21 protein-coding genes, 20 tRNA genes and 2 rRNA genes are annotated in these 21,801 nt (G+C 40.2%); 38 read left to right on the top strand and 5 right to left on the bottom strand.

The window, feature by feature from the left end; genetic code table 11:
• The first annotated feature begins 93 nt into the window (after nucleotides 1–93).
• The 22 genes from MKY94_RS14470 (at nucleotide 94) to MKY94_RS14365 (ending at nucleotide 5,302) form a co-directional block, all read left to right on the top strand.
• A 23S ribosomal RNA gene (locus tag MKY94_RS14470) occupies nucleotides 94–3,021 on the top strand.
• A gap of 122 nt (nucleotides 3,022–3,143) precedes the next feature.
• A 5S ribosomal RNA gene (gene rrf, locus MKY94_RS14465) occupies nucleotides 3,144–3,259 on the top strand.
• Nucleotides 3,260–3,297: 38 nt separating this feature from the next.
• Nucleotides 3,298–3,373, top strand: a tRNA-Val gene (locus tag MKY94_RS14460).
• 13 nt (nucleotides 3,374–3,386) lie between these two features.
• A tRNA-Thr gene (locus tag MKY94_RS14455) sits at nucleotides 3,387–3,462 on the top strand.
• A 6-nt stretch (nucleotides 3,463–3,468) separates the two neighbouring features.
• A tRNA-Lys gene (locus MKY94_RS14450) sits at nucleotides 3,469–3,541 on the top strand.
• 23 nt (nucleotides 3,542–3,564) lie between these two features.
• Nucleotides 3,565–3,649: transfer RNA gene (locus tag MKY94_RS14445), tRNA-Leu, on the top strand.
• 17 nt (nucleotides 3,650–3,666) lie between these two features.
• Nucleotides 3,667–3,741: transfer RNA gene (locus MKY94_RS14440), tRNA-Gly, on the top strand.
• A gap of 15 nt (nucleotides 3,742–3,756) precedes the next feature.
• A tRNA-Leu gene (locus MKY94_RS14435) sits at nucleotides 3,757–3,845 on the top strand.
• A 16-nt stretch (nucleotides 3,846–3,861) separates the two neighbouring features.
• Nucleotides 3,862–3,938: transfer RNA gene (locus MKY94_RS14430), tRNA-Arg, on the top strand.
• Nucleotides 3,939–3,944: 6 nt separating this feature from the next.
• Nucleotides 3,945–4,021: transfer RNA gene (locus MKY94_RS14425), tRNA-Pro, on the top strand.
• Between the two features lie 16 nt (nucleotides 4,022–4,037).
• Nucleotides 4,038–4,113: transfer RNA gene (locus MKY94_RS14420), tRNA-Ala, on the top strand.
• Between the two features lie 19 nt (nucleotides 4,114–4,132).
• Nucleotides 4,133–4,206, top strand: a tRNA-Met gene (locus MKY94_RS14415).
• A gap of 6 nt (nucleotides 4,207–4,212) precedes the next feature.
• Nucleotides 4,213–4,289 (top strand) — tRNA-Ile (locus MKY94_RS14410).
• A gap of 12 nt (nucleotides 4,290–4,301) precedes the next feature.
• Nucleotides 4,302–4,394: transfer RNA gene (locus MKY94_RS14405), tRNA-Ser, on the top strand.
• 111 nt (nucleotides 4,395–4,505) lie between these two features.
• Nucleotides 4,506–4,582, top strand: a tRNA-Met gene (locus MKY94_RS14400).
• A gap of 3 nt (nucleotides 4,583–4,585) precedes the next feature.
• A tRNA-Asp gene (locus MKY94_RS14395) sits at nucleotides 4,586–4,661 on the top strand.
• Nucleotides 4,662–4,804: 143 nt separating this feature from the next.
• A tRNA-Phe gene (locus tag MKY94_RS14390) sits at nucleotides 4,805–4,880 on the top strand.
• A gap of 9 nt (nucleotides 4,881–4,889) precedes the next feature.
• Nucleotides 4,890–4,963, top strand: a tRNA-Gly gene (locus MKY94_RS14385).
• Between the two features lie 6 nt (nucleotides 4,964–4,969).
• Nucleotides 4,970–5,046, top strand: a tRNA-Ile gene (locus MKY94_RS14380).
• Between the two features lie 4 nt (nucleotides 5,047–5,050).
• Nucleotides 5,051–5,125, top strand: a tRNA-Asn gene (locus MKY94_RS14375).
• 7 nt (nucleotides 5,126–5,132) lie between these two features.
• Nucleotides 5,133–5,223 (top strand) — tRNA-Ser (locus MKY94_RS14370).
• 7 nt (nucleotides 5,224–5,230) lie between these two features.
• Nucleotides 5,231–5,302 (top strand) — tRNA-Glu (locus tag MKY94_RS14365).
• Nucleotides 5,303–5,806: 504 nt separating this feature from the next.
• Here the strand turns inward: MKY94_RS14365 and MKY94_RS14360 are convergent.
• Nucleotides 5,807–6,718 (bottom strand): 1,4-dihydroxy-2-naphthoate polyprenyltransferase, encoded by a 912-nt coding sequence (locus tag MKY94_RS14360; RefSeq protein ID WP_144535128.1) that lies wholly within the window; start codon nucleotides 6,716–6,718, stop codon nucleotides 5,807–5,809.
• A 151-nt stretch (nucleotides 6,719–6,869) separates the two neighbouring features.
• On the opposite strand from MKY94_RS14360, the gene MKY94_RS14355 reads away from it, so the two are divergent.
• The 8 genes from MKY94_RS14355 to MKY94_RS14320 all read left to right on the top strand — a co-directional run bounded on the left by MKY94_RS14355 (nucleotide 6,870) and on the right by MKY94_RS14320 (nucleotide 14,437).
• A complete protein-coding gene (locus MKY94_RS14355; RefSeq protein WP_154310238.1) occupies nucleotides 6,870–8,231 on the top strand; it encodes an isochorismate synthase in 1,362 nt (453 codons plus the stop codon).
• Entirely contained in the window at nucleotides 8,224–9,936 is a 1,713-nt protein-coding gene (gene menD, locus MKY94_RS14350; protein ID WP_342577280.1) for a 2-succinyl-5-enolpyruvyl-6-hydroxy-3-cyclohexene-1-carboxylic-acid synthase, read from the top strand. The genes MKY94_RS14355 and menD overlap by 8 nt, the downstream gene beginning before the upstream one ends.
• Nucleotides 9,924–10,751: a 2-succinyl-6-hydroxy-2,4-cyclohexadiene-1-carboxylate synthase gene (menH, locus tag MKY94_RS14345; RefSeq protein ID WP_342577279.1), complete on the top strand. Its 828-nt coding sequence runs from the start codon at nucleotides 9,924–9,926 to the stop codon at nucleotides 10,749–10,751. The genes menD and menH overlap by 13 nt, the downstream gene beginning before the upstream one ends.
• Complete coding sequence (gene menB / locus MKY94_RS14340) at nucleotides 10,748–11,566, top strand: 1,4-dihydroxy-2-naphthoyl-CoA synthase (RefSeq protein ID WP_144535134.1); 819 nt, start codon at nucleotides 10,748–10,750, stop codon at nucleotides 11,564–11,566. The genes menH and menB overlap by 4 nt, the downstream gene beginning before the upstream one ends.
• 155 nt (nucleotides 11,567–11,721) lie before the next feature.
• Nucleotides 11,722–13,140 (top strand): o-succinylbenzoate--CoA ligase, encoded by a 1,419-nt coding sequence (locus MKY94_RS14335; protein ID WP_154310242.1) that lies wholly within the window; start codon nucleotides 11,722–11,724, stop codon nucleotides 13,138–13,140.
• Between the two features lie 197 nt (nucleotides 13,141–13,337).
• Nucleotides 13,338–13,886 (top strand): AAA family ATPase, encoded by a 549-nt coding sequence (locus MKY94_RS14330; protein ID WP_342577278.1) that lies wholly within the window; start codon nucleotides 13,338–13,340, stop codon nucleotides 13,884–13,886.
• Between the two features lie 95 nt (nucleotides 13,887–13,981).
• On the top strand, nucleotides 13,982–14,173 hold the full coding sequence (locus MKY94_RS14325) for a hypothetical protein (RefSeq protein WP_342577277.1): 192 nt from the start codon (nucleotides 13,982–13,984) through the stop codon (nucleotides 14,171–14,173).
• Between the two features lie 87 nt (nucleotides 14,174–14,260).
• Nucleotides 14,261–14,437, top strand: coding sequence for a hypothetical protein (locus MKY94_RS14320; RefSeq protein WP_342577276.1), 177 nt, complete (start codon nucleotides 14,261–14,263; stop codon nucleotides 14,435–14,437).
• Between the two features lie 109 nt (nucleotides 14,438–14,546).
• Here the strand turns inward: MKY94_RS14320 and MKY94_RS14315 are convergent, their stop codons facing one another.
• From MKY94_RS14315 to MKY94_RS14305, 3 genes are all read right to left on the bottom strand, one after another.
• Nucleotides 14,547–15,554 carry a zinc ABC transporter substrate-binding protein gene (locus MKY94_RS14315; RefSeq protein ID WP_342578689.1) on the bottom strand — a complete coding sequence of 336 codons (1,008 nt, stop codon included), beginning with the start codon at nucleotides 15,552–15,554 and terminating at the stop codon, nucleotides 14,547–14,549.
• A 103-nt stretch (nucleotides 15,555–15,657) separates the two neighbouring features.
• Entirely contained in the window at nucleotides 15,658–15,891 is a 234-nt protein-coding gene (gene yidD / locus MKY94_RS14310) for a membrane protein insertion efficiency factor YidD (RefSeq protein ID WP_144535143.1), read from the bottom strand.
• Between the two features lies 1 nt (nucleotide 15,892).
• A complete protein-coding gene (locus MKY94_RS14305) occupies nucleotides 15,893–16,018 on the bottom strand; it encodes a hypothetical protein (RefSeq protein ID WP_255475367.1) in 126 nt (41 codons plus the stop codon).
• Nucleotides 16,019–16,119: 101 nt separating this feature from the next.
• Here MKY94_RS14305 and MKY94_RS14300 point away from each other — a divergent pair, with 101 nt between their 5' ends.
• From MKY94_RS14300 to MKY94_RS14265, 8 genes are all read left to right on the top strand, one after another.
• Nucleotides 16,120–16,569 (top strand): DNA starvation/stationary phase protection protein, encoded by a 450-nt coding sequence (locus MKY94_RS14300; protein ID WP_144535145.1) that lies wholly within the window; start codon nucleotides 16,120–16,122, stop codon nucleotides 16,567–16,569.
• 50 nt (nucleotides 16,570–16,619) lie between these two features.
• Complete coding sequence (locus MKY94_RS14295) at nucleotides 16,620–16,796, top strand: putative motility protein (RefSeq protein WP_151113387.1); 177 nt, start codon at nucleotides 16,620–16,622, stop codon at nucleotides 16,794–16,796.
• A gap of 72 nt (nucleotides 16,797–16,868) precedes the next feature.
• Nucleotides 16,869–17,192, top strand: coding sequence for a transposase (locus MKY94_RS14290; RefSeq protein ID WP_144535149.1), 324 nt, complete (start codon nucleotides 16,869–16,871; stop codon nucleotides 17,190–17,192).
• Nucleotides 17,192–17,365 carry a hypothetical protein gene (locus MKY94_RS14285; protein WP_154310252.1) on the top strand — a complete coding sequence of 58 codons (174 nt, stop codon included), beginning with the start codon at nucleotides 17,192–17,194 and terminating at the stop codon, nucleotides 17,363–17,365. Before MKY94_RS14290 ends, MKY94_RS14285 begins: the two co-directional genes overlap by 1 nt.
• A 60-nt stretch (nucleotides 17,366–17,425) precedes the next feature.
• Nucleotides 17,426–18,073, top strand: coding sequence for a type II CAAX endopeptidase family protein (locus MKY94_RS14280; RefSeq protein ID WP_151113389.1), 648 nt, complete (start codon nucleotides 17,426–17,428; stop codon nucleotides 18,071–18,073).
• A gap of 114 nt (nucleotides 18,074–18,187) precedes the next feature.
• Nucleotides 18,188–18,664, top strand: a complete 477-nt coding sequence (locus tag MKY94_RS14275; protein ID WP_342577275.1) for an NUDIX domain-containing protein — start codon at nucleotides 18,188–18,190, stop codon at nucleotides 18,662–18,664.
• Complete coding sequence (locus MKY94_RS14270) at nucleotides 18,639–19,430, top strand: prolyl oligopeptidase family serine peptidase (RefSeq protein WP_151113393.1); 792 nt, start codon at nucleotides 18,639–18,641, stop codon at nucleotides 19,428–19,430. The genes MKY94_RS14275 and MKY94_RS14270 overlap by 26 nt, the downstream gene beginning before the upstream one ends.
• A gap of 1 nt (nucleotide 19,431) precedes the next feature.
• Entirely contained in the window at nucleotides 19,432–19,881 is a 450-nt protein-coding gene (locus MKY94_RS14265) for a hypothetical protein (RefSeq protein ID WP_154310256.1), read from the top strand.
• Nucleotides 19,882–20,158: 277 nt separating this feature from the next.
• Here MKY94_RS14265 and pckA read toward each other — a convergent pair whose 3' ends face one another.
• Nucleotides 20,159–21,745 (bottom strand): phosphoenolpyruvate carboxykinase (ATP), encoded by a 1,587-nt coding sequence (gene pckA / locus MKY94_RS14260; RefSeq protein ID WP_151113395.1) that lies wholly within the window; start codon nucleotides 21,743–21,745, stop codon nucleotides 20,159–20,161.
• Between the last annotated feature and the right edge of the window lie 56 nt (nucleotides 21,746–21,801).

The following is a 21,801-nucleotide window of genomic DNA, read 5'->3' as shown; positions in this document are numbered from 1 at the left end:
ACTGGATAAAACGACATCAAAAAAAGAAACAAACGCAAGATATTCAAATTGTGATCACTTACGTGATTGCAAGTGTAGTACTTTTAACTTTTAGGTTAAGTTAATAAGGGCGCACGGTGGATGCCTTGGCACTAGGAGTCGACGAAGGACGGCACTAACACCGATATGCTTCGGGGAGCTGTAAGTGAGCTTCGATCCGGAGATTTCCGAATGGGGAAACCCACTGCCCGTAATGGGGCAGTACATTTGCGTGAATACATAGCGCATCTGAGACACACCCAGGGAACTGAAACATCTAAGTACCTGGAGGAAGAGAAAGAAAATTCGATTCCCTGAGTAGCGGCGAGCGAAACGGGAAGAGCCCAAACCAAGAGGCTTGCCTCTTGGGGTTGTAGGACACTCTATACGGAGTTACAAAAGAATGAGTTAGATGAAGCGACCTGGAAAGGTCCGCAGGATAGGGTAAAAGCCCCGTAGTCCAAAATTCATTCCCTCCAGAGTGTATCCTGAGTACGGCGGAACACGTGAAATTCCGTCGGAATCCGGGAGGACCATCTCCCAAGGCTAAATACTACCTAGTGACCGATAGTGAACCAGTACCGTGAGGGAAAGGTGAAAAGCACCCCGGAAGGGGAGTGAAATAGACCCTGAAACCGTGTGCCTACAAATAGTCAAAGCCCGTTAACGGGTGATGGCGTGCCTTTTGTAGAATGAACCGGCGAGTTACGATTACATGCGAGGTTAAGTTGAGAAGACGGAGCCGCAGCGAAAGCGAGTCTGAATAGGGCGAATGAGTATGTGGTCGTAGACCCGAAACCAGGTGATCTACCCATGTCCAGGATGAAGGTAAGGTAACACTTACTGGAGGTCCGAACCCACGCACGTTGAAAAGTGCGGGGATGAGGTGTGGGTAGCGGAGAAATTCCAATCGAACCTGGAGATAGCTGGTTCTCTCCGAAATAGCTTTAGGGCTAGCCTCAAACGTTAGAATCTTGGAGGTAGAGCACTGTTTGGACTAGGGGCCCATCCCGGGTTACCGAATTCAGACAAACTCCGAATGCCAATGATTTATGTTTGGGAGTCAGACTGCGAGTGATAAGATCCGTAGTCAAGAGGGAAACAGCCCAGACCACCAGCTAAGGTCCCAAAGTATTTGTTAAGTGGAAAAGGATGTGGCGTTGCTTAGACAACCAGGATGTTGGCTTAGAAGCAGCCATCATTTAAAGAGTGCGTAATAGCTCACTGGTCGAGTGACGCTGCGCCGAAAATGTATCGGGGCTAAACAAATCACCGAAGCTGTGGATTGATACCTTTGGTATCAGTGGTAGGAGAGCGTTCTAAGGGCGTTGAAGTCAGACCGGAAGGACTGGTGGAGCGCTTAGAAGTGAGAATGCCGGTATGAGTAGCGAAAGATGGGTGAGAATCCCATCCACCGTATGACTAAGGTTTCCTGAGGAAGGCTCGTCCGCTCAGGGTTAGTCGGGACCTAAGTCGAGGCCGATAGGCGTAGACGATGGACAACAGGTTGATATTCCTGTACCACCACCCCACCGTTTGAGTGATGGGGGGACGCAGTAGGATAGGGTAAGCGTGCTGTTGGTTATGCACGTCCAAGCAGTGAGGTGTGAGTGTAGGCAAATCCGCACTCTGTAACATTGAGCTGTGATGGCGAGGACTTAGTCCGAAGTTCCTGATTTCACACTGCCAAGAAAAGCCTCTAACGAGGTGGGAGGTGCCCGTACCGCAAACCGACACAGGTAGTCGAGGAGAGAATCCTAAGGTGAGCGAGAGAACTCTCGTTAAGGAACTCGGCAAAATGACCCCGTAACTTCGGGAGAAGGGGTGCTCTTTTGGGTGTATAGCCTAGAAGAGCCGCAGTGAATAGGCCCAGGCGACTGTTTAGCAAAAACACAGGTCTCTGCAAAACCGTAAGGTGAAGTATAGGGGCTGACGCCTGCCCGGTGCTGGAAGGTTAAGAGGAGTGCTTAGCGCAAGCGAAGGTGCGAATTGAAGCCCCAGTAAACGGCGGCCGTAACTATAACGGTCCTAAGGTAGCGAAATTCCTTGTCGGGTAAGTTCCGACCCGCACGAAAGGCGTAACGATCTGGGCACTGTCTCAACGAGAGACTCGGTGAAATTATAGTACCTGTGAAGATGCAGGTTACCCGCGACAGGACGGAAAGACCCCGTGGAGCTTTACTGTAGCTTGATATTGAATTTTGGTGCAACTTGTACAGGATAGGTAGGAGCCTTAGAGCCCGGAGCGCCAGCTTCGGAGGAGGCGTCGGTGGGATACTACCCTGGTTGTATTGAAATTCTAACCCATACCCGTAACCCGGGTAGGAGACAGTGTCAGGCGGGCAGTTTGACTGGGGCGGTCGCCTCCTAAAGTGTAACGGAGGCGCCCAAAGGTTCCCTCAGAATGGTTGGAAATCATTCGAAGAGTGTAAAGGCAGAAGGGAGCTTGACTGCGAGACCTACAAGTCGAGCAGGGTCGAAAGACGGGCTTAGTGATCCGGTGGTTCCGCATGGAAGGGCCATCGCTCAACGGATAAAAGCTACCCCGGGGATAACAGGCTTATCTCCCCCAAGAGTCCACATCGACGGGGAGGTTTGGCACCTCGATGTCGGCTCATCGCATCCTGGGGCTGTAGTCGGTCCCAAGGGTTGGGCTGTTCGCCCATTAAAGCGGTACGCGAGCTGGGTTCAGAACGTCGTGAGACAGTTCGGTCCCTATCCGTCGTGGGCGTAGGAAATTTGAGAGGAGCTGTCCTTAGTACGAGAGGACCGGGATGGACACACCGCTGGTGTACCAGTTGTTCTGCCAAGGGCATCGCTGGGTAGCTATGTGTGGACGGGATAAGTGCTGAAAGCATCTAAGCACGAAGCCCCCCTCAAGATGAGATTTCCCATTACGCAAGTAAGTAAGATCCCTCAAAGACGATGAGGTAGATAGGTTCGGGGTGGAAGCGTGGCGACACGTGCAGCTGACGAATACTAATCGATCGAGGACTTAACCAAATTGTTTGTTTCTAAGATGTCAGTTTATTCAGTTTTGAAAGAATAAATTTTTATTAAAAAAACACTTGTAATAATCTACATAGTTGATATAATAGAACTTGTCTTTCAAATAATTATTCAAGTCTAGTGATGATGGCGAAGAGGTCACACCCGTTCCCATACCGAACACGGAAGTTAAGCTCTTCAGCGCCAATGGTAGTTGGGGGTCTCCCCCTGCAAGAGTAGGACGTCGCTGGGCTTGCAATAAAAATACATAGAAATACATTTTAATACCCAGGAGGATTAGCTCAGCTGGGAGAGCATCTGCCTTACAAGCAGAGGGTCGGCGGTTCGAGCCCGTCATCCTCCACCATAACTTTACTCCTGCCGGAGTAGCTCAACTGGTAGAGCAACTGACTTGTAATCAGTAGGTTGAGGGTTCAAGTCCTTTCTCCGGCACCATTTTTTGAGCCATTAGCTCAGTTGGTAGAGCATCTGACTTTTAATCAGAGGGTCGTAGGTTCGAATCCTACATGGCTCATTCACTTTTTGTGATATAAATATGCGGGTGTGGCGGAACTGGCAGACGCACTAGACTTAGGATCTAGCGCCGCAAGGCGTGGGGGTTCGACTCCCTTCACCCGCACCATTTAATTTAATAACCGAGCGGAAGTAGTTCAGTGGTAGAACACCACCTTGCCAAGGTGGGGGTCGCGAGTTCGAACCTCGTCTTCCGCTCCAAAGATTCATCAAAGTGCCGGGGTGGCGGAACTGGCAGACGCACAGGACTTAAAATCCTGCGGTAGGTGACTACCGTACCGGTTCGATTCCGGTCCTCGGCACCACTTTTATGAAACATTAGCGCCCGTAGCTCAATTGGATAGAGCGTCTGACTACGGATCAGAAGGTTGTGGGTTCGACTCCTGCCGGGCGCGCCATATATACGGGAAGTAGCTCAGCTTGGTAGAGCACTTGGTTTGGGACCAAGGGGTCGCAGGTTCGAATCCTGTCTTCCCGACCAGTTAATTAATAAATTTGGGGCCTTAGCTCAGCTGGGAGAGCGCCTGCCTTGCACGCAGGAGGTCAGCGGTTCGATCCCGCTAGGCTCCACCAATTTAATTTTAAATTTCCTGGCGGCGTAGCTCAGCTGGCTAGAGCATTCGGTTCATACCCGAAAGGTCGTGGGTTCGACTCCCTCTGCCGCCATCTTAAGGACCTTTAGCTCAGTTGGTTAGAGCAGACGGCTCATAACCGTCCGGTCGCAGGTTCGAGTCCTGCAAGGTCCACCAACATAATATTTAGGAGGAATACCCAAGTCTGGCTGAAGGGATCGGTCTTGAAAACCGACAGGCGGGTCATACCGCGCGGGGGTTCGAATCCCTCTTCCTCCTCCATCTTATTGTTAGTGGAAAAATATTATACATAACGTCGACGCAAGCGAAGCGTGGAGGACGTAAAACTCACTAAATGCACAGTTGATTTAAATTTCAACACTTTCTTATTGTCGCGGGGTGGAGCAGTTCGGTAGCTCGTCGGGCTCATAACCCGAAGGTCACAGGTTCAAATCCTGTCCCCGCAACCAAATGGTCCCGTGGTGTAGCGGTTAACATGCCTGCCTGTCACGCAGGAGATCGCCGGTTCGATCCCGGTCGGGACCGCCATTTATTTTTCAACAACTTAGAGATTTAGGATAAGCAAGCAAATCTAGGAAGCAATCGAACGAACGAAGGAGCATACTAAAGTATGTGACTTAATGAGTGAGTGAAGCTGACAAAGAGAAGCGCAGCTTAGTGTAAATCGAAGAGGCTCAGTAGCTCAGTCGGTAGAGCAAAGGACTGAAAATCCTTGTGTCGGCGGTTCGATTCCGTCCTGAGCCACCATTTTATCAAGCGGGTGTAGTTTAGTGGTAAAACCTCAGCCTTCCAAGCTGATGATGAGAGTTCGATTCTCTTCACCCGCTCCAATTAATGGGCCTATAGCTCAGCTGGTTAGAGCGCACGCCTGATAAGCGTGAGGTCGATGGTTCGAGTCCATTTAGGCCCACCATTATTCCGAAGTAGCTCAGTGGTAGAGCAATCGGCTGTTAACCGATCGGTCGTAGGTTCGAGTCCTACCTTCGGAGCCATATATATGGGGAAGTACTCAAGTGGCTGAAGAGGCGCCCCTGCTAAGGGTGTAGGTCGGGCAACCGGCGCGAGGGTTCAAATCCCTCCTTCTCCGCCATATATAAGGCCCCTTGGTCAAGCGGTTAAGACACCGCCCTTTCACGGCGGTAACACGGGTTCGAATCCCGTAGGGGTCATAACTTAAAAAAAGACAATCACTTAGGTGGTTGTCTTTTTTGTTTTGAAAAGATAGAGTTGCGCAGGTGTTTTTAGAGTATTAATGTTTTGTCCTTTGTTCTGTAAATGCTACTTATTAATACGGAGTGAAAGGACCGATTTCATAAAACAATTCCATTTCTAAGTTTTACTTATTGGTATCAAATCATGAGTTATGTATTTATACACTTTCTTCTTTGTTCTTTTGTCCATCTATAATTCCCACTCTACTATAACCTCATCACACTTTGTTCATTAATACTCACAAGAACATTTCTTAACAGGTTTCTACACACTGAATTCTGCTTACATTATCCTGCTTCGCTAGGTAACTCTTTTCAAGCCTTAATCATCACATAAATAGCAAATTCATACTAACCAATTTTAGTGGCTGGCCATGTGTTCCAAATTATAATAAATCATTTTCCCATTCACATAGCAAAAAATAAAAAAGCCAGGAAGCTATTAAACTTCCTGACTGACTGTTAAATTATAAAGCCGAGCAATAACCCTATACCTAAAAGAAATACAAAAATCGTGTTGGTGAGTGCAGTATTCTTCATTGCTAATCCAACTTCAAGATGATTTTCTTTTGCTTTAAATAGTTTTATAGCATCTAAAGGTTTCTTAGCACTTAATAGGACTAGTAGTGCCCAAGGGGTGATAATCTGTAGAATTACCAATAGAATGATCCATACATAAGAAACGATGAAAAATAAGGCTAACACATTAATAGCACTATCTCTACCAATGAGAATGGCCATCGTCTTTCTACCACCTTTTGTATCCTCAACTATATCGCGAATATTATTGGAAAGCATAATAGCAGCAACAAGTAGAGTACTAGGGATGGATAGGAATAAGGCAAAGTTTGGTATTGAACCAACCTGAATGTATGTAGCAATTAATACGATAAACATTCCCATGACAACACCGCTAAATAGTTCACCGAATGGTGTATACGCTATTGGGTAAGGTCCACCAGTATAAAGGTAACCAATAAGCATACAAACAGCTCCAACAATCAATAATAACCAAGACGATTGGGAGCAAATATATATACCTAATATCGCTGCAAGGATATATAATGCTAAGGCTAATTGAAGTACTGTTTTTGGTTTAACCCCATTACGAACAATAGCACCACCGATACCAATTGATTCTTCGCTATCGAGCCCCCTAACAAAGTCATAGTACTCGTTAAACATATTTGTAGCTGCCTGGATAAATAAACATGCAATTAGCATTGCTAAGAATAATAGCCAATCAATATTTACGTAGTAAAGTGCAATCATTGTACCTAAAAATACTGGGGCAAAGGAGGCAGTTAATGTATGTGGTCTTGTCAACTTCCACCATATACGCCAGCCTTTATCAGCTTGTAGTTCCTGTGACATATAAATTTCTCTCCTTTAAAAGACTCAACATCAATTTTAGCATACATTTGTAGCGAAATGTGTGCCGAAACGCGGAGAAAGTTGTATGATAAAGGGTAGAGTAATAAAACAAGAAATTTAACAGCAGGTAATTTATACGGAGGTCATATATATGCCGAACACCACCGGGCAAAATAAAACAACATTACGTTTTTATACGGAAACAATAGAAGTATCTAGAATGTCCGCTCACGCCTTTTTTGAAGCCGGAGAGGATTGCTATAAAGGGAAACGTTTCTTTTGGCAAAACAAAGAGAAAACCTTCACACTGGTTGGACTTGGACATGCTTATGTACTGGCTAATGATTTAGAAAAAAATAGATATCAGGATATAGCACAAAAATGGGAAGAGTTGTGTGCATGCTCTTTAATAGAAAAAGCGGACGTATCTCCAATCCTATTTGGTGGATTCTCATTCGATCCTGCCAACAAGATATCCTCGGAGTGGAATAGCTTTCCTTCCAGTTTTTTTGCTGTGGCTACATTCCAATTAGTCATTCGGGATGACCAGGCATTTGTAAGCATCCATCTTATTACGGAAGAGCAAGACAGCGCGGCGGCTTTTGAAAACTTGAGAATAGAAAGAGATACATTAATTCATACAGCTCAAGTAAAAGAGTTAAAAGTCCATGAAAAGCCACAGCTTCTTCAAAGAGAAGATAGACTAAAGGATGAATACTTATCTGCGGTTGAAGCCGTTACAAACCGTATTCGCAATAAGGAAGTTAATAAGGTGGTCATTGGACGCTCCTTGAAATTGACCTTTGAGAATAGTTTTTCATCTTCTACAGCTATTTATAATGCGTCTATGGAACAACCAGAGAGTTATTTGTTTGGTTTAGAAAAAGAAGACAAAATTTTCTTTGGAGCAACACCCGAGAGATTAGTTAAGCTAGAAAAAGGCAAGGTTGAATCTGCAGGGTTAGCTGGATCGGTTCGTAGAGGTACAAATCTAGAGGAAGACAAGAAGCTAGGGGATGCGCTATTAGCTGACAATAAAAACTTAATGGAGCACCAGTACGTAGTTAATATGATCAGAAAAGTATTTGATCAATATTGTGAACAGGTTAAAATTCCATCTAGACCAAAGCTAATGAAAATAAGAGATATTCAGCATTTGTTTACCCCTATTGAAGGAAAAATTAAAGGAAGCTCTTCTCTTTTCGAATTTGTAGAGGCAATGCACCCAACTCCAGCACTTGGGGGAGAACCTAGACAAGAGGCAATTGAAATTATTAGAGAATCTGAGCAAATGAACCGTGGCTATTACGCAGCACCAATCGGCTGGGTCAATGCCGAGGGAGAGGGAGAGTTTGCCGTAGGAATCCGCTCAGCACTTATAGAGAACCAATACGCTTATCTATATGCCGGAGGCGGACTAGTTTCAGAATCTACTTCGTTAGAAGAGTTTGAAGAAACACGAGTAAAATTCCGACCAATGCTTCGCACACTTGGAGGAAATATGAATGACTAATACAAGCTTTTTGACATCTTATGTAAATCAATTTGTGGAAACAATTAAAAAGGCGGGCATAGAAGATGTTGTTTTATGTCCAGGATCTAGATCTACTCCTTTAGCTTATGGGTTTGCCAAAACAAAAGGATTTAACTTCTATCGTCAAATTGATGAGCGTTCTGCAGGGTACTTTGCTTTAGGAATTGCTAAAGCAAAGAAAAATCCTGTAGTTCTTTTATGTACTTCTGGCACTGCTGCAGCTAACTTTTTCCCAGCAATTGTAGAAGCATATTATGCAAGAATCCCGTTGCTTGTTATTACAGCAGATAGACCTCATGAACTAAGAGAGGTTGGGGCTCCCCAAGCGATTGACCAAATTCATATGTACGGTAAGCATGTGAAGTGGTCTGTTGATTTTCCTTTACCGGAAGCTAGAGAAGAAAGTCTAGGTTTTGTAGAGAGACATATCCACCGTGCAGTATCTTCTTCTAAAGCAGCTCCGATGGGTCCGGTTCATATTAACGTGCCTTTCCGGGAACCACTTTTATTAGAAATGGATAAGCCTTCTACTACACCGCAAATGCATCTTGCTGATTTAGGAAAGCTTGGACCAAGTGAAGAATTTTTAAAATGGTATACGCATTTAATTAGTAACACAGAAAAGGGACTTATCATTGTTGGGGATTCCTTAGCAACAACTGATGGATTTTGGGAATTTGCTAAAACCATTCAATGGCCAGTGTTAGCTGATCCATTATCTAATCTTCGTAGCAATGTCCCAGCAGATTGTATGCATTTGTGTGTAGACCAATACGATGCTATTTTAAAAAGTGAAATTTTTAAAGAGGTAGCTGTCCCAGAAGTAGTTATTCGTTTTGGTGCTCAGCCTGTTTCTAAACCGCTAGTAAAGTTTCTAGAAGCTCACCAGCCTGAGACTTTTATAGCAGTTGACGAAAGCCCATTATTTAGAGACTCTATTCATATTGTGACTCATCATATTCAAGTAGATGCCTCTTCTCTATGGATGTCGATAGAAGAAAAGCAACCATCGGAGTATCTAAAGCACTGGTCGAAGGCTAATGATATAGCAACAGCGCATATTAAATGCTATATTTCCGAGGAATTGGATGAAGGAGCATTAGCCGGAATTTTGTTTGAGAGTTTATCCGAAAATACAGATTTAGTTGCTAGCAGTAGTATGCCTATACGTGATGTAGACACATTTTTCAATAAAACCTCTAAGGATATTCAAGTATATGCAAATAGAGGAACTAACGGGATTGATGGTGTAGTATCTACTGCGTTAGGTATACAAGCAGCTACTAAAAGACCAGGTTTTCTATTAATCGGGGATTTAGCATTTTTACATGATATAAACGGATTAGTAGTTACACGTTTTAATGAGACAGATTTGACGATTGTTATTATGAATAATGATGGGGGAGGCATATTCTCTTACTTGCCTCAATCAACGGAGACTAACTACTTTGAGCATTTGTTTGGTACACCTACAGGTCTTGAATTTTCAGCTATTGCAACTATGTACGATGCTCAGTACGATGTAGTACATACAAAAGAGGATTTTCAAACCGTGTTGAGTAAGAATAAAACTAAAAATATTCGTATAATTGAAGTTCGTACTGATCGAAAAATCAACACTGAAACTCATCGAAAACTTTGGGCCGCTATAACAGAGGAGCTGGATGCTACTTGGAACGCTTAAATATATCTGTTAGAGACATTCAGATGAATGTAAAAAGGTACAATAGTGAAAGCGATAAAAAGGTCGTTTTGCTTCATGGCTTCACTGGCTCCACAAACACATGGGAGGAAGTTGTTTCTTCTATAGATCCAACTATTGAAATACTTACTATAGATTTGATCGGGCATGGGGAGACTGATAAACCTAAAGAGGCAAGACGGTACCTTGTAGAGGAGCAGGTGGCAGATTTACACGAACTGTTCCAGCAGATTGGGTGGGAACATTTTACGCTTGTAGGGTATTCTATGGGCGGTAGATTAGCACTCGCTTATTCAAGTAAGCATGGAGTGGACCGTTTAATACTAGAAAGCAGCTCTCCAGGCTTGAATGACCAGGATGCTCGTATTGAAAGGAAATTTGCGGATGAGCAGCTTGCTCAAAGAATTATAGAAGAAGGAGTTCCAGCATTCATTGACTACTGGGAACAGATTCCTTTATTTGATTCGCAAAAGAGATTATCTCACAAAAAGAAAAAAATGATTCGAGAAGAACGATTATCCCAAACAGCAGTAGGGCTATCGAATAGTTTGAAGGGCTTTAGTACTGGAGAACAGCCCTCTTTATGGGGGAACCTAAATTCGCTCCACATTCCCGTGACCTTATTAACAGGGGAATTAGATTTAAAGTTCTGTGAAATAGCCAAAAAAATGTTGGCATTATTACCGAATGCTAACTGGAAAATAATAAACAATGTTGGGCATGCAATTCATGTGGAAAATCCTAAATTGTTTGCTACAATAGTAGAGGATATAATTTTAAAGGAGGATATAAGATGACTCGTGAATGGACAACATTACATACATACGAAGACATTAAGTATGAATTTTATAATGGAATTGCGAAAGTAACTATTAATCGCCCTGAAGTGCGAAATGCTTTCCGCCCAAAAACAGTTATGGAAATGATCGATGCATTTTCTCGTGCACGCGATGACAAAAACGTTGGGGCAATCATTTTAACTGGAGAAGGCGAAAAAGCTTTCTGTTCAGGTGGAGACCAAAAAGTTCGCGGACATGGCGGATATGTGGGAGAGGATGAAATTCCTCGTCTAAATGTTTTAGACCTACAACGTTTAATCCGTGTAATTCCTAAACCGGTTGTAGCTATGGTAGCTGGATATGCTATTGGTGGTGGTCATGTATTACATGTAGTTTGTGACTTAACAATTGCTGCTGATAATGCAATCTTTGGACAAACTGGACCTAAGGTAGGTTCATTTGACGCTGGCTACGGTTCCGGCTATTTAGCTCGTATCGTCGGTCATAAGAAAGCACGTGAAATTTGGTTCTTATGCCGCCAATATGATGCACAACAAGCATTGGATATGGGCTTAGTTAACACAGTAGTTCCTTATGAGCAATTAGAGGACGAGACTGTTCAATGGTGTGAGGAAATGCTAGAAATGAGTCCAACAGCTCTTCGTTTCTTAAAAGCTGCTATGAATGCTGATACAGATGGATTAGCTGGTCTTCAACAAATGGCTGGAGATGCAACACTTCTTTATTACACTACTGATGAAGCAAAAGAAGGTCGCGATGCGTTTAAGGAAAAACGTAAACCAGACTTTGGTCAATTCCCACGTTTCCCGTGATTTAGTAAGATACTTTATGATATTCTCAGGCTGTCCTAATAAGGGCAGCTTTTTTTAAAGATTAGAAAAGTAATTGTTAAGCTCCAGCTCCAGCGACTTGCCCAATGAGGAAATATAGATCGCTTACACTTTTCTTAAAAAAGGAGTTGTTTTATATGTACCCTAATCTATTAGTTAAACGAGCAAGTCTTACGCCAAATAGATCGGCTATAATATTTGAAGGCCGTCGATGGACATTTTCACAATTAAAGCAAGAGGCAATAGATTTTGCCGAAAAACTGCATATGTTAGGTATTAACAAAGGTATGAGAATTGCTATTTTAGCTTCTTCCAATCCTCAGCTGGTGACAGTTTTACACGGATGTATGCAGTTAGGTTGCGAACTTGTCATGCTCAATGAGCGCTTAACAGAGGAAGAATTATTATATCAATTGAACGATAGTCAGCCTGACGTATTATTGGTAGATAGTTTAAATAGAAGTCTTATGTATGTAAATAGACTTTCCTTCGATGAGATTTTAGCAGCTCCCAATAAACCGATTAAAATAGATTTTGAGTGGTCAAAGGATAGAACCATTACGATAATGTACACGTCAGGTACAACTGGTAATCCAAAGGGAGTGAGACAAACACTTGAGAATCATGTGATGAGCGCTACAGGGTCTGCTTTAAATTTGGGTGTTCATCCTAACGATTGCTGGCTATGTGCAATGCCATTATTTCATATTAGTGGTTTTTCTATTTTGATGCGCTCCGTTTTATATGGTATGACAGTAAGTCTCCATACGAAATTTAATGCTGAAAAGGCAACAGAGGAAATTTTAAATGGAACGGTTACTAGAATGTCAGTAGTCGCTGTAACATTAGAGAGAATAATAAGCGTGTTAGAAGAACGAAATCTTGCATTCCCCGACACTTTTCAATCTATGTTAGTGGGAGGAGGGCCAGTTCCTCTTAATTATCTTGAAAGGGCGATAGCACGTAATATACCTGTTTTACAGACATATGGTATGACGGAAACTTCCTCTCAAACAACGACTTTGTCTAGTGAGGATGCCATTCGAAAGCTTGGGTCAGCAGGTAAACCGCTTTTCTTCGCAGATATCCGTATTTCAGGGGAAAAGGAAAAAGGGGAAATCTGTATTAAGGGGCCCCATGTTACTAAAGGTTATGTTGGAGCAGCATCTTCCAAAAATCCTCAAGTTGATGGATGGCTCCATACTGGAGATATCGGCTATATCGATGATGAAGGTTATTTATACGTAGTAGATCGTAGATCAGATTTAATCATATCCGGTGGTGAAAATATTTATCCTGCAGAGGTGGAGCAGGCCATTGTTAAGCATAAGGCTGTAAAAGAAGCTGGAGTAACTGGTATAAAGGATGATACATGGGGACAAGTACCAATTGCCTTTGTCGTATTAAAGGGGCAAGTAACCGAGGAAGAATTGAAATCCTTTATGAAAACTCAGCTTGCTACATATAAACAGCCTGTGGGTTACTATTTTATCGACGAGCTACCTAGAAATGCTTCAAACAAAATTTTAAGAAGAAAGCTACATGAATATTTGTAGGGTCGAGAGAAACACTTCTCTCGGCTTTTTTTAAAGGCGCATGCGTTTTTATATTGTCTAGCGCAAGCAGCTTGGCCCTCGAGGTCAAATGGAAAAAAGCTGCGGTGGCTGAGGAACTGCCTCCTCGCTTTTCTCCATTTGCTTGTCAGGCCAGACATAGGCGCTTGCGCTTTTCTAATTATAGGAGGGGAAATCTTATGAGAGTACAAATTATTGGTGGTTCTGGAACAGGGAAGAGCACACTAGGTAAATATTTTGGTCAGCAAGAGAATATTAAATGGATTGATACGGATTCTTATCTTTGGAAGGACAATTCATTTCTAGAGAATAATCCAATTGAAAAAAGAATAGAAATGTACGAGAAAGATATAATTTCAAATACATCTTATGTAGTTTCAGGCTCTATTTTTTCTTGGCTACCAGAAGGTTTTTCAAATCGAGACCTGTTAGTCTTTTTAACTTTAGATGAGGAAGAAAGGATGGAACGCGTAAGAAAAAGAGAAGTATTACGTAAATCTTTAAAAGAGTCATGGCTTGATGAGCATGGAGACTTTACGAATGAATTCATCGAATGGTGCAAAACGTATTTAACCGAGTCGGATAAAAGCCAAGGAGGAACATTCGTGGCTCAGAGCTATGAAATGGAGTTATCTGAGAGTCCTATACTTAGGTTAGATAGCTCAAAAAGTGTAGAAGAGCTGTACAATGAAATCAAACAATACTTAGTAAAAACACATTTAATCTAGACATGGCAAGTGACTTACAATTATCGGAAGGTTTTTTAAACGTACCTAACGAATATTAGAAAGAGGAAGAGATAGAGCAAAAGGGGAATATCATCGTGGAAGGCATTTTTATCTTAATCATTTTATTTATTGGTTTTTATATACTTTATATTGTTATTCATTCAGCATTTACTAAAGGAATTAACAATTCAATCGTTGGTAAATTACTAGAAGGTGAAAATAGAAGCGCTGATATAAATGAGATACTTGCTAAACACGGAAAAATAGATGATAGCCAAAAGAATTAACACTTCAAATTTTGTCATAGGTGGAGTCTAAGGGGCGTACAAATGATTTTCTTTAGTAGATTATTACAAACCAAAGGATGATTTAAAATGCTATGGGTTATATTATTACTTTTATTTATGGTATATGTGATATATAGTCTATCAACTATAAAATATCAGCTTAAATTGATTTCTAAGCATATTAAAGTTAATGGAAAAATAGAGACAGTTAAAATTAGTAATGAAGAAATTGAAAAAATTTTAGAAGATGAAGGGAAACAGTAATGCTTATAAAGCAAAGAAAAAACTCAGAGCTTTTATTATAGGCTGCTGAGTTTTTGTGCTTATTTCAAAATGTCCTTCGTGGCCGTATAGGAAAGGAGCTCCATCATTTCTAATTTAATGCTGTTTTTAAAGTTTCAAGATTTTTCTTCATTAAAGTAAAGTAGGTTTCTTTGTTTTTTATATCCTCTTTGGAAAGGACGCCTAGATTATGGAGTACAAGACTTTCAGCACCAATTTCTTTTTGAATGACTTCTGTCAGCTTAGAGCTAACATTTTGTTCAAATAGAATATACTCAACATTTTTCTCTTTTGCCAAATCAATGATTTTAGTTAGCTCTTTTTGAGAGGGATCTTCCTGAGAATTTAAACCTGCAATAGCAATTTGTTCTAGATTATATGTGTTTGCAAGATAACCAAATGCAGCATGTGATACAAAAAACGTTTTAGTTGATGCACTATTCGACATTTCTACAAAGTCTGCGTCTAGTTGTTGAAGCTCACTGACAAGTGTTTGATAGTTTTCTTCAAATAATTCTTTGTTTTCTGGTGAAGCTTCTACTAGTGAATCTTTAATCTTTAAGGCTAAGCTCTGACTAATTTTTGGAGAAATCCAAACATGTGGATCAGTGTCTCCATGATCATGTCCCTCATGTCCTAATTCCTCAGCTTCTGAACCATGATCATGTTCATTTGCAGCTTCATTATCTTCGTCATGTCCGTCATGATCGTGGTCATGTTCATCGTTAGCTTCTAAGACAGTATCTGGCACCCCATCAATAACGGCTACCATCGAGACATTTTCTTCTGCTAAAGTCTTTTTAGCATTTTCAACAAAACCCTCTAGACCTAAACCTATGTAAAAAAATAAATCAGCATCAGCAAGTGCAATCATATCCTTTTGAGTAGGCTCAAATGTATGCTCGTTTGCTCCTGGAGGATAAATTGATTGAACGTTAACATGGTCTTCTCCAATTCTCTGTGCAAAATACTGCAATGGATAAACGGTTGTATATACTTCTAATTGGTCGCTATCTGTAGTAGTGGATTCTTTTTCATTTCCACAAGCAGCGATGAATAAAACAAATGATACTATGCATAATAGGAAAAGACGTTTCAAATTTATCAACCTTTCTAAATAGTAATGATTACGCTTTAAATCATAAGAACTTTATTATCTTACAGTATTTTGTTCAAAAAGGCAAGAAAAAATAGCCTTTGAATTATTTTTTCTTCAAAGGCCATTCTTCTGGCACTGGGTCAAATCCTCCTTCATGAAAGGGATGACACTTAGATATGCGTTTGACAGTTAGGTAGCTACCTTTTATAGCACCATGTTTCTCCACAGCTTCCACCCCGTAGTGAGAGCATGTGGGATAGAAGCGACAGCTAGGGGGAGACAATGGCGATATAAACTTTTGATAAAAGCGGAATATACTTAATATGATTCGTTTCATCTTACAGTTCCGTATCCTTAGGTTTAGGGTCTATAGCTGAAATATTTTCTTTTGTTGCTAATTTATATAGGAAGGTAAATCCAACAATACTAAATATAATTGCTATACCTAAGATCCAAAATACCATGTGAGTTCACTCCAGTTAATTGTCGTTATGTTTATTGTAAGAAAATAAGAGGTATATGAAAAGAGAAAGCAACTATAATTCTAGAGGAGAGTGTCAATATTATGTCAGCAGCATTAAACAAGGAACTAAATAATCTAGTAGCAACCTTTTCGGTAATGTATACAAAATTACATAATTTTCATTGGTATGTAAAGGGACCACAGTTTTTTACATTACACGCTAAATTTGAAGAATTATACAATGAAACAACATTAAACATGGATGAAATCGCAGAACGCTTATTAACTTTAGGCGGAAAACCAACAGCTACCTTAAAAGAGCATTTAGAGCTTTCAGCTGTGAAGGAAGCTACAAATAAAGAAACAGCTGAGGAAATGGTAGAAACAGTAGTGAAGGATTTTGACAAAATTATGAAATCCCTAAAAAAAGGTATGGACGAGGCAGCGAAGGATGAAGATGATATGACAGAAGACATTCTGAATGCCATCTATCAAAAAACAGAGAAACACCAATGGATGTTAAATGCATTCCTAGGAGATTCCAATAAGTAATGAAATAAACAAATTTTATACCGATAATAAGCTTGTAAGGGGGAATTATTTTGGATATTAACTCCATAATGTCTTCTCAGCTAGCGCAGTTACAACAAACAGTTCAAATGAGTGTATTGAAAAATGCACTCAATATGGAAACGGTAGCTGCAGTAACAATGCTAGAAGATATGCCTCAACCTGCTTCGCATCCTTTTAAAGGAACGGTAGTAGACGTACAAGCATAAGAAAAAACATGTACCGTAATTGGTGCATGTTTTTTTGTTTTGAGTACATACTACACAAAAAGGATGTGTGATATGACAGAAATAAAAGCTTACATTTCATTGAGTCAAAGGAGAGTTTATTTATATCCAGATGAATCGCCGTGGGAATATGAAATAACTGCAAGACAGGACATTATACCAGTTTTTGAAACACTTTTTTATCAGCTCTATCACAAAGACATGAATACATTTTGGAGGGCGCATGTACCGATAAAGCTTTATAGTAATGATTTTTCTAATGAGGAATATGATAATCGGATTAAAAAATTGTATGCCCTCATTCACGAGTTTAGTGACAAGGATTCTCAAATGTTTATTGAACAGCTTCCATTTTTTAAAGAAAGTAGGCATCTATAATGACAAAAAATATTAATAATAATGGTAAAGGTAATGACACTACTACCTATCGTAATGCAAGCTCCCTTCTAAATCTTTCTCCTCAAGACAAAGCTAAGATTAACGCTGGTCAAAATAGTCAAGAGGGCGGTAAAAACTTTAAACAACAAGAGCAAGAAAAGTGGGAAAATTAAGACTTGGCACATTGCCAAGTCTTTTACCGTGTGATAAATTAGAAATAATTAGGAGGTTATATGGTTAAACAGCTTGTTTTATTATTCGGACCTACAATTATGATTATTCTGGGTCTTCCTATCTTACAGAATGTCCCGATTACTTTTCTGCTTTTCTATGGTTGGTTGCTTCTAATACCTATTGTAGTCAGCTTTAGAAGAAAAAATCGTAACCGTTTTTTTGTACCACAGCCAAAATCCTCACTGACAGTAGGAATTATAAGTGGAATCATATGTTTAATAGCTATTTATGGCTTTTTCTATTTGTTTCAATCACTGGTTATTGACCGAGAAAACTTGTCTACTCTACTGGTTCAATGGGATTTTACAGGATCAAAAGTAATTCTTCTAGTATTTTTCTTGATTCTTGTTAACCCCATTCTAGAGGAATTTTATTGGAGAAGGTTTATGTATGATCGATTATATCCAAGATTAGGTTCTACTTTTACGATTCTGATTACTTCTTTTTTCTATAGTCTTTATCATTTGGTAGTAGTAATGCCTATTTTTAATTCTCCCTTTCATATTCTAGCAGCTATGATAGTTTTTCTGGCGGGCATTATGTGGGGAATTTTTCGTTCGAAATTTCACACAATCGTACCATCTATTGTTAGCCATAGCTTAGCTGACTTAGGAATTATGCTTGTTTATTTATTCATTATTCTTTAAGCTTAACCAGGTTTAGTATAACTACTAAGCCTTTTTTTGTTGCGTATGCTAAACTTTTAAGTAAATATCTCAAAAGAATCTAAGGCAATAGGGATTAAAAGGGAGAAGACTAATATGATTTCTTTCTATGATTTAAATGGCTATAAGGTGGATCTTTCCTTTGAAAAAGATAGATTTACAATAAAACCACAGCATGTACTCGTTTTAGCAAAAAAAGAACATAAATGGTTATTAACAAACCATCCTAAAAGAGGAATAGAGTTTCCTGGAGGGAAAAAAGAGGTATATGAAACTAAAGAGGAGGCTGCCGTACGAGAAACACTAGAAGAGACGAATGTAGTAGTTTCTAACTTAAGATGGCTTGCAGAATATGTAGTTCATGATGTCAGCCCCTTTTGTAAGGCGGTATATATCGCAGAGGTCGAGGATATACATACAGGGTCAACCATATATGAAACAGATGGAGCACTCTGGCTTACTCAGGAGGAGCTGGAAGCTTGTACAAATCTAAGTTTTCATATGAAGGATAAAGGTATGATAGCTATTCTTAAAGAGGTGAGGGTTCATGAAGAAAAATGGAACGATCGATAGGATTCGAGTCTATCCATCTCCAAATCCTAATGTTCATTTAAAGGAAATCACTTACTGGTCTTGTGGACTGCGCATAAAAGGAATGCTAGCATTCCCTGTTAAAAAGGGGAATTATGATGGGATGCTTTATTGTAGGGGTGGTATTCAAGGGATAGGCATGGTTCGTCCTGCACGAATAGCCCAATTTGCTTCGCAGGGCCTTGTGGTCTTTGCTCCCTATTATCGAGGAAATCGTGGTGGAGAGGGGCGAGATGAATTTGGTGGAGAGGATCGATGGGATGCCGTCTATGCAGTGGATGTCTTAAAGCAATTTTGCAATCCTGACAAAATTCATCTATTTGCCTTTTCTAGGGGCGGTATGATGGCATTATGGACGGCCGTCATAAGAGAAGACATAAGTTCTCTTGTTTCCTGGGCAGGAGTAACTGATATTTTTCTTACATATGAGGAAAGACTGGATATGCGGAGAATGATGAAGCGTGTAATTGGTGGCACTCCTTCAAGCCGTGAGGAAGAATATGAGGATAGAAATGTATTAGAGCGAGTAGAAGAAATCAGTGCTCCTATTTTAATAATTCATGGTAGAAAAGACGTCAATGTTTCTATTGAGCATGCAAAAGTATTAGAGCAGGCATTAATAGGGTATAACAAAATTGTAGAGACATGGTATTATCCGGATTACACACATTACTTTCCTTCTAAGGTAAATCGACAAGTAGTGAGAGACGTGTGTATTTGGATGAAAAAACATGGAGGAGGAAAATAATTTGGGTCAGTTAGTTATTCAAGTAGAGTCAATGAGTTTAGAGGAAAAAACGTTATTCCCAATAGATTTAAGCTTTTGGGAAGACTTATGGGATCAGTATACAACACAGTATTCTGAAGTAGTTATACATTGCTGGGCTGAAGAAGAGGATGCAGTCAATGAGCTTTGTGAAAAAAGCTTTGAAGTGATGAATGAGGGATTGATGAAGGTAATTACTGTTAATTTAAACGATGAAAATAGATTGTTTTTCCGGAATTACTCCATTGACCCAGTCGGAGGACTTAAATGGTTCACGATGTTTTTCAATGCAGAGGGCGAAGAAGAGTTAGAAATTGGACATTATGGCTCTGAGATTATTTTTTCTAATGTAGATGAAGAAAAAGCAGAAGAGATAAAAGGAATCTTCCCCATTTCTACTGACATGGAATATCACGACGACTTTGAGGAGTAATATTCTTTTAAATATATAGGGGAGGAGGTGATAGACTAGTGTCTATGGCCTCCTTCTTTTATGCGACGATAGATGGATGATTATTATTTGTTTTCCACATAAGCGTCATTTGTGGAGGAGAAGTGAACTTTACAATTACTATGGTGACTAAGGAAATATATCCTTGCTTCAATAATTGCTTGTCTGCACAAATAAAGCGACTTAGCTATTATTATCACTAAGCAAATAAACAAAAAAATGGCCGTGAAAAGTTTCACGGCCATTTAAAGTATATAGATTAAGCAGTTGGACCGCCTTTAAGAGATATCTCTTCTGATACGGTACCAAACTTTTTGAAGTTCTCATGGAAAGATTGAGCAAGCTCAGCAGCTTTTTTATCATAAGCAGTTTTGTCTGCCCATGCGTTACGAGGAACTAATACCTCAGAAGGAACTCCATCGATGCTTGTAGGAATATCTAAACCGAATACTGCATCTTTTGTTGTTTCCACTTCGTTTAATTTCCCTTCAATCGCTGCACGGACCATTGTACGAGTGTAAGAAAGCTTCATACGACTTCCTACGCCATATTCTCCACCAGTCCAGCCAGTGTTCACTAGAAATACTTGTGCTCCATGCTCGTCAATTTTCTTACCAAGCATTTCTGCATAAACTGTTGCATGCAATGGAAGGAATGGAGACCCGAAGCATGTTGAGAATGCAGGCTGAGGAGAAGTAACTCCACGTTCTGTACCAGCTAATTTAGACGTAAACCCACTTAAGAAGTGATACATTGCTTGCTCTTTAGTAAGTTTGCTGATAGGAGGTAGCACGCCAAATGCATCTGCAGTTAAGAAGATGATTGTATTTGGATGACCCGCTACAGATGGATCTACAATATTATCGATATATTGAATTGGGTAAGCTGCACGTGTATTTTCTGTTAAAGAGTTATCTGCATAATCTGCAACTCGTGTTGTATGGTCAACAACAACGTTTTCTAAAACAGTACCAAATTTAATAGCGTCAAAGATTTGTGGTTCATTTTCTCTTGTTAGGTCGATACATTTTGCGTAGCAGCCACCTTCAATATTAAATACACCATTATCTGACCAACCATGTTCATCATCACCGATTAGCTTTCTTCCAGCATCAGCAGATAATGTAGTTTTACCTGTACCTGAAAGGCCGAAGAATAACGTTACATCGCCTTTTTCTCCAACGTTAGCAGAGCAGTGCATAGGCAAAATATTTTGTTCTGGCAATAAATAGTTCATAATAGAGAAGATAGATTTTTTCATTTCTCCTGCGTATTCTGTTCCACCAATTAAAACAATACGTTTTTCCATAGAAACAATGATAAAAGTCTCTGAATTTGTTCCATCAATAGCAGGATCTGCTTTGAAGTTTGGTGCGCTGATTACAGTAAAGTCTGCTTTATGAGCTACTAACTCTTCTTCAGAAGGACGGATAAATAGTTGGTGAGCAAAAAGGTTATGCCAAGCATACTCGTTTATTACTTGAATGCTTAGACGCGAATCCTTATCAGCACCAGCAAATCCTTTGAATACAAATAGTTCATTTTGTTCTTTTAAATAGTTCATAACTTTTGTATATAGTGCTTCAAAATGAGAAGATGAGATAGGTTGGTTTACAGAGCCCCAATCGATTTTGTCTTTTGAGATAGGTTCATCAACAATATACTTGTCTTGTGGAGAACGTCCTGTATATTTGCCTGTCTCTGCTTTAACAGCTCCAGTTGAAGTTAGTACTGCTTCTCCTCTAGAAGTAGCTTTTTCCACCAATTGTGGTACTGATAATTGAAGGCTAATGTTGTTACCAGCTAACAATTCGTTCAGTTCGCTCACAGTATCGATTGAATTCATTTAGTATTACCATCCTTTTTTAATTTTTATCTCTTCATGTAAATAGTCAACATAAA

The organism is Psychrobacillus sp. FSL K6-2843 (genome assembly GCF_038626375.1).
Taxonomy (GTDB): domain Bacteria; phylum Bacillota; class Bacilli; order Bacillales_A; family Planococcaceae; genus Psychrobacillus; species Psychrobacillus faecigallinarum.
The sequence above is the reverse complement of the archived record's forward strand: the minus strand, read 5'-3'. Positions and strand labels throughout refer to the sequence as shown.

Coding starts and splice junctions, on each gene's coding strand:
- MKY94_RS14360 (WP_144535128.1), bottom strand. CDS start 6,718: ATGTCACAGGAACTACAAGCTGATAAAGGCTGGCGTATATGGTGGAAG.
- MKY94_RS14355 (WP_154310238.1), top strand. CDS start 6,870: ATGCCGAACACCACCGGGCAAAATAAAACAACATTACGTTTTTATACG.
- menD (WP_342577280.1), top strand. CDS start 8,224: ATGACTAATACAAGCTTTTTGACATCTTATGTAAATCAATTTGTGGAA.
- menB (WP_144535134.1), top strand. CDS start 10,748: ATGACTCGTGAATGGACAACATTACATACATACGAAGACATTAAGTAT.
- MKY94_RS14335 (WP_154310242.1), top strand. CDS start 11,722: ATGTACCCTAATCTATTAGTTAAACGAGCAAGTCTTACGCCAAATAGA.
- MKY94_RS14330 (WP_342577278.1), top strand. CDS start 13,338: ATGAGAGTACAAATTATTGGTGGTTCTGGAACAGGGAAGAGCACACTA.
- MKY94_RS14320 (WP_342577276.1), top strand. CDS start 14,261: ATGCTATGGGTTATATTATTACTTTTATTTATGGTATATGTGATATAT.
- yidD (WP_144535143.1), bottom strand. CDS start 15,891: ATGAAACGAATCATATTAAGTATATTCCGCTTTTATCAAAAGTTTATA.
- MKY94_RS14305 (WP_255475367.1), bottom strand. CDS start 16,018: ATGGTATTTTGGATCTTAGGTATAGCAATTATATTTAGTATTGTTGGA.
- MKY94_RS14300 (WP_144535145.1), top strand. CDS start 16,120: ATGTCAGCAGCATTAAACAAGGAACTAAATAATCTAGTAGCAACCTTT.
- MKY94_RS14290 (WP_144535149.1), top strand. CDS start 16,869: ATGACAGAAATAAAAGCTTACATTTCATTGAGTCAAAGGAGAGTTTAT.
- MKY94_RS14285 (WP_154310252.1), top strand. CDS start 17,192: ATGACAAAAAATATTAATAATAATGGTAAAGGTAATGACACTACTACC.
- MKY94_RS14280 (WP_151113389.1), top strand. CDS start 17,426: ATGGTTAAACAGCTTGTTTTATTATTCGGACCTACAATTATGATTATT.
- MKY94_RS14275 (WP_342577275.1), top strand. CDS start 18,188: ATGATTTCTTTCTATGATTTAAATGGCTATAAGGTGGATCTTTCCTTT.
- MKY94_RS14270 (WP_151113393.1), top strand. CDS start 18,639: ATGAAGAAAAATGGAACGATCGATAGGATTCGAGTCTATCCATCTCCA.
- pckA (WP_151113395.1), bottom strand. CDS start 21,745: ATGAATTCAATCGATACTGTGAGCGAACTGAACGAATTGTTAGCTGGT.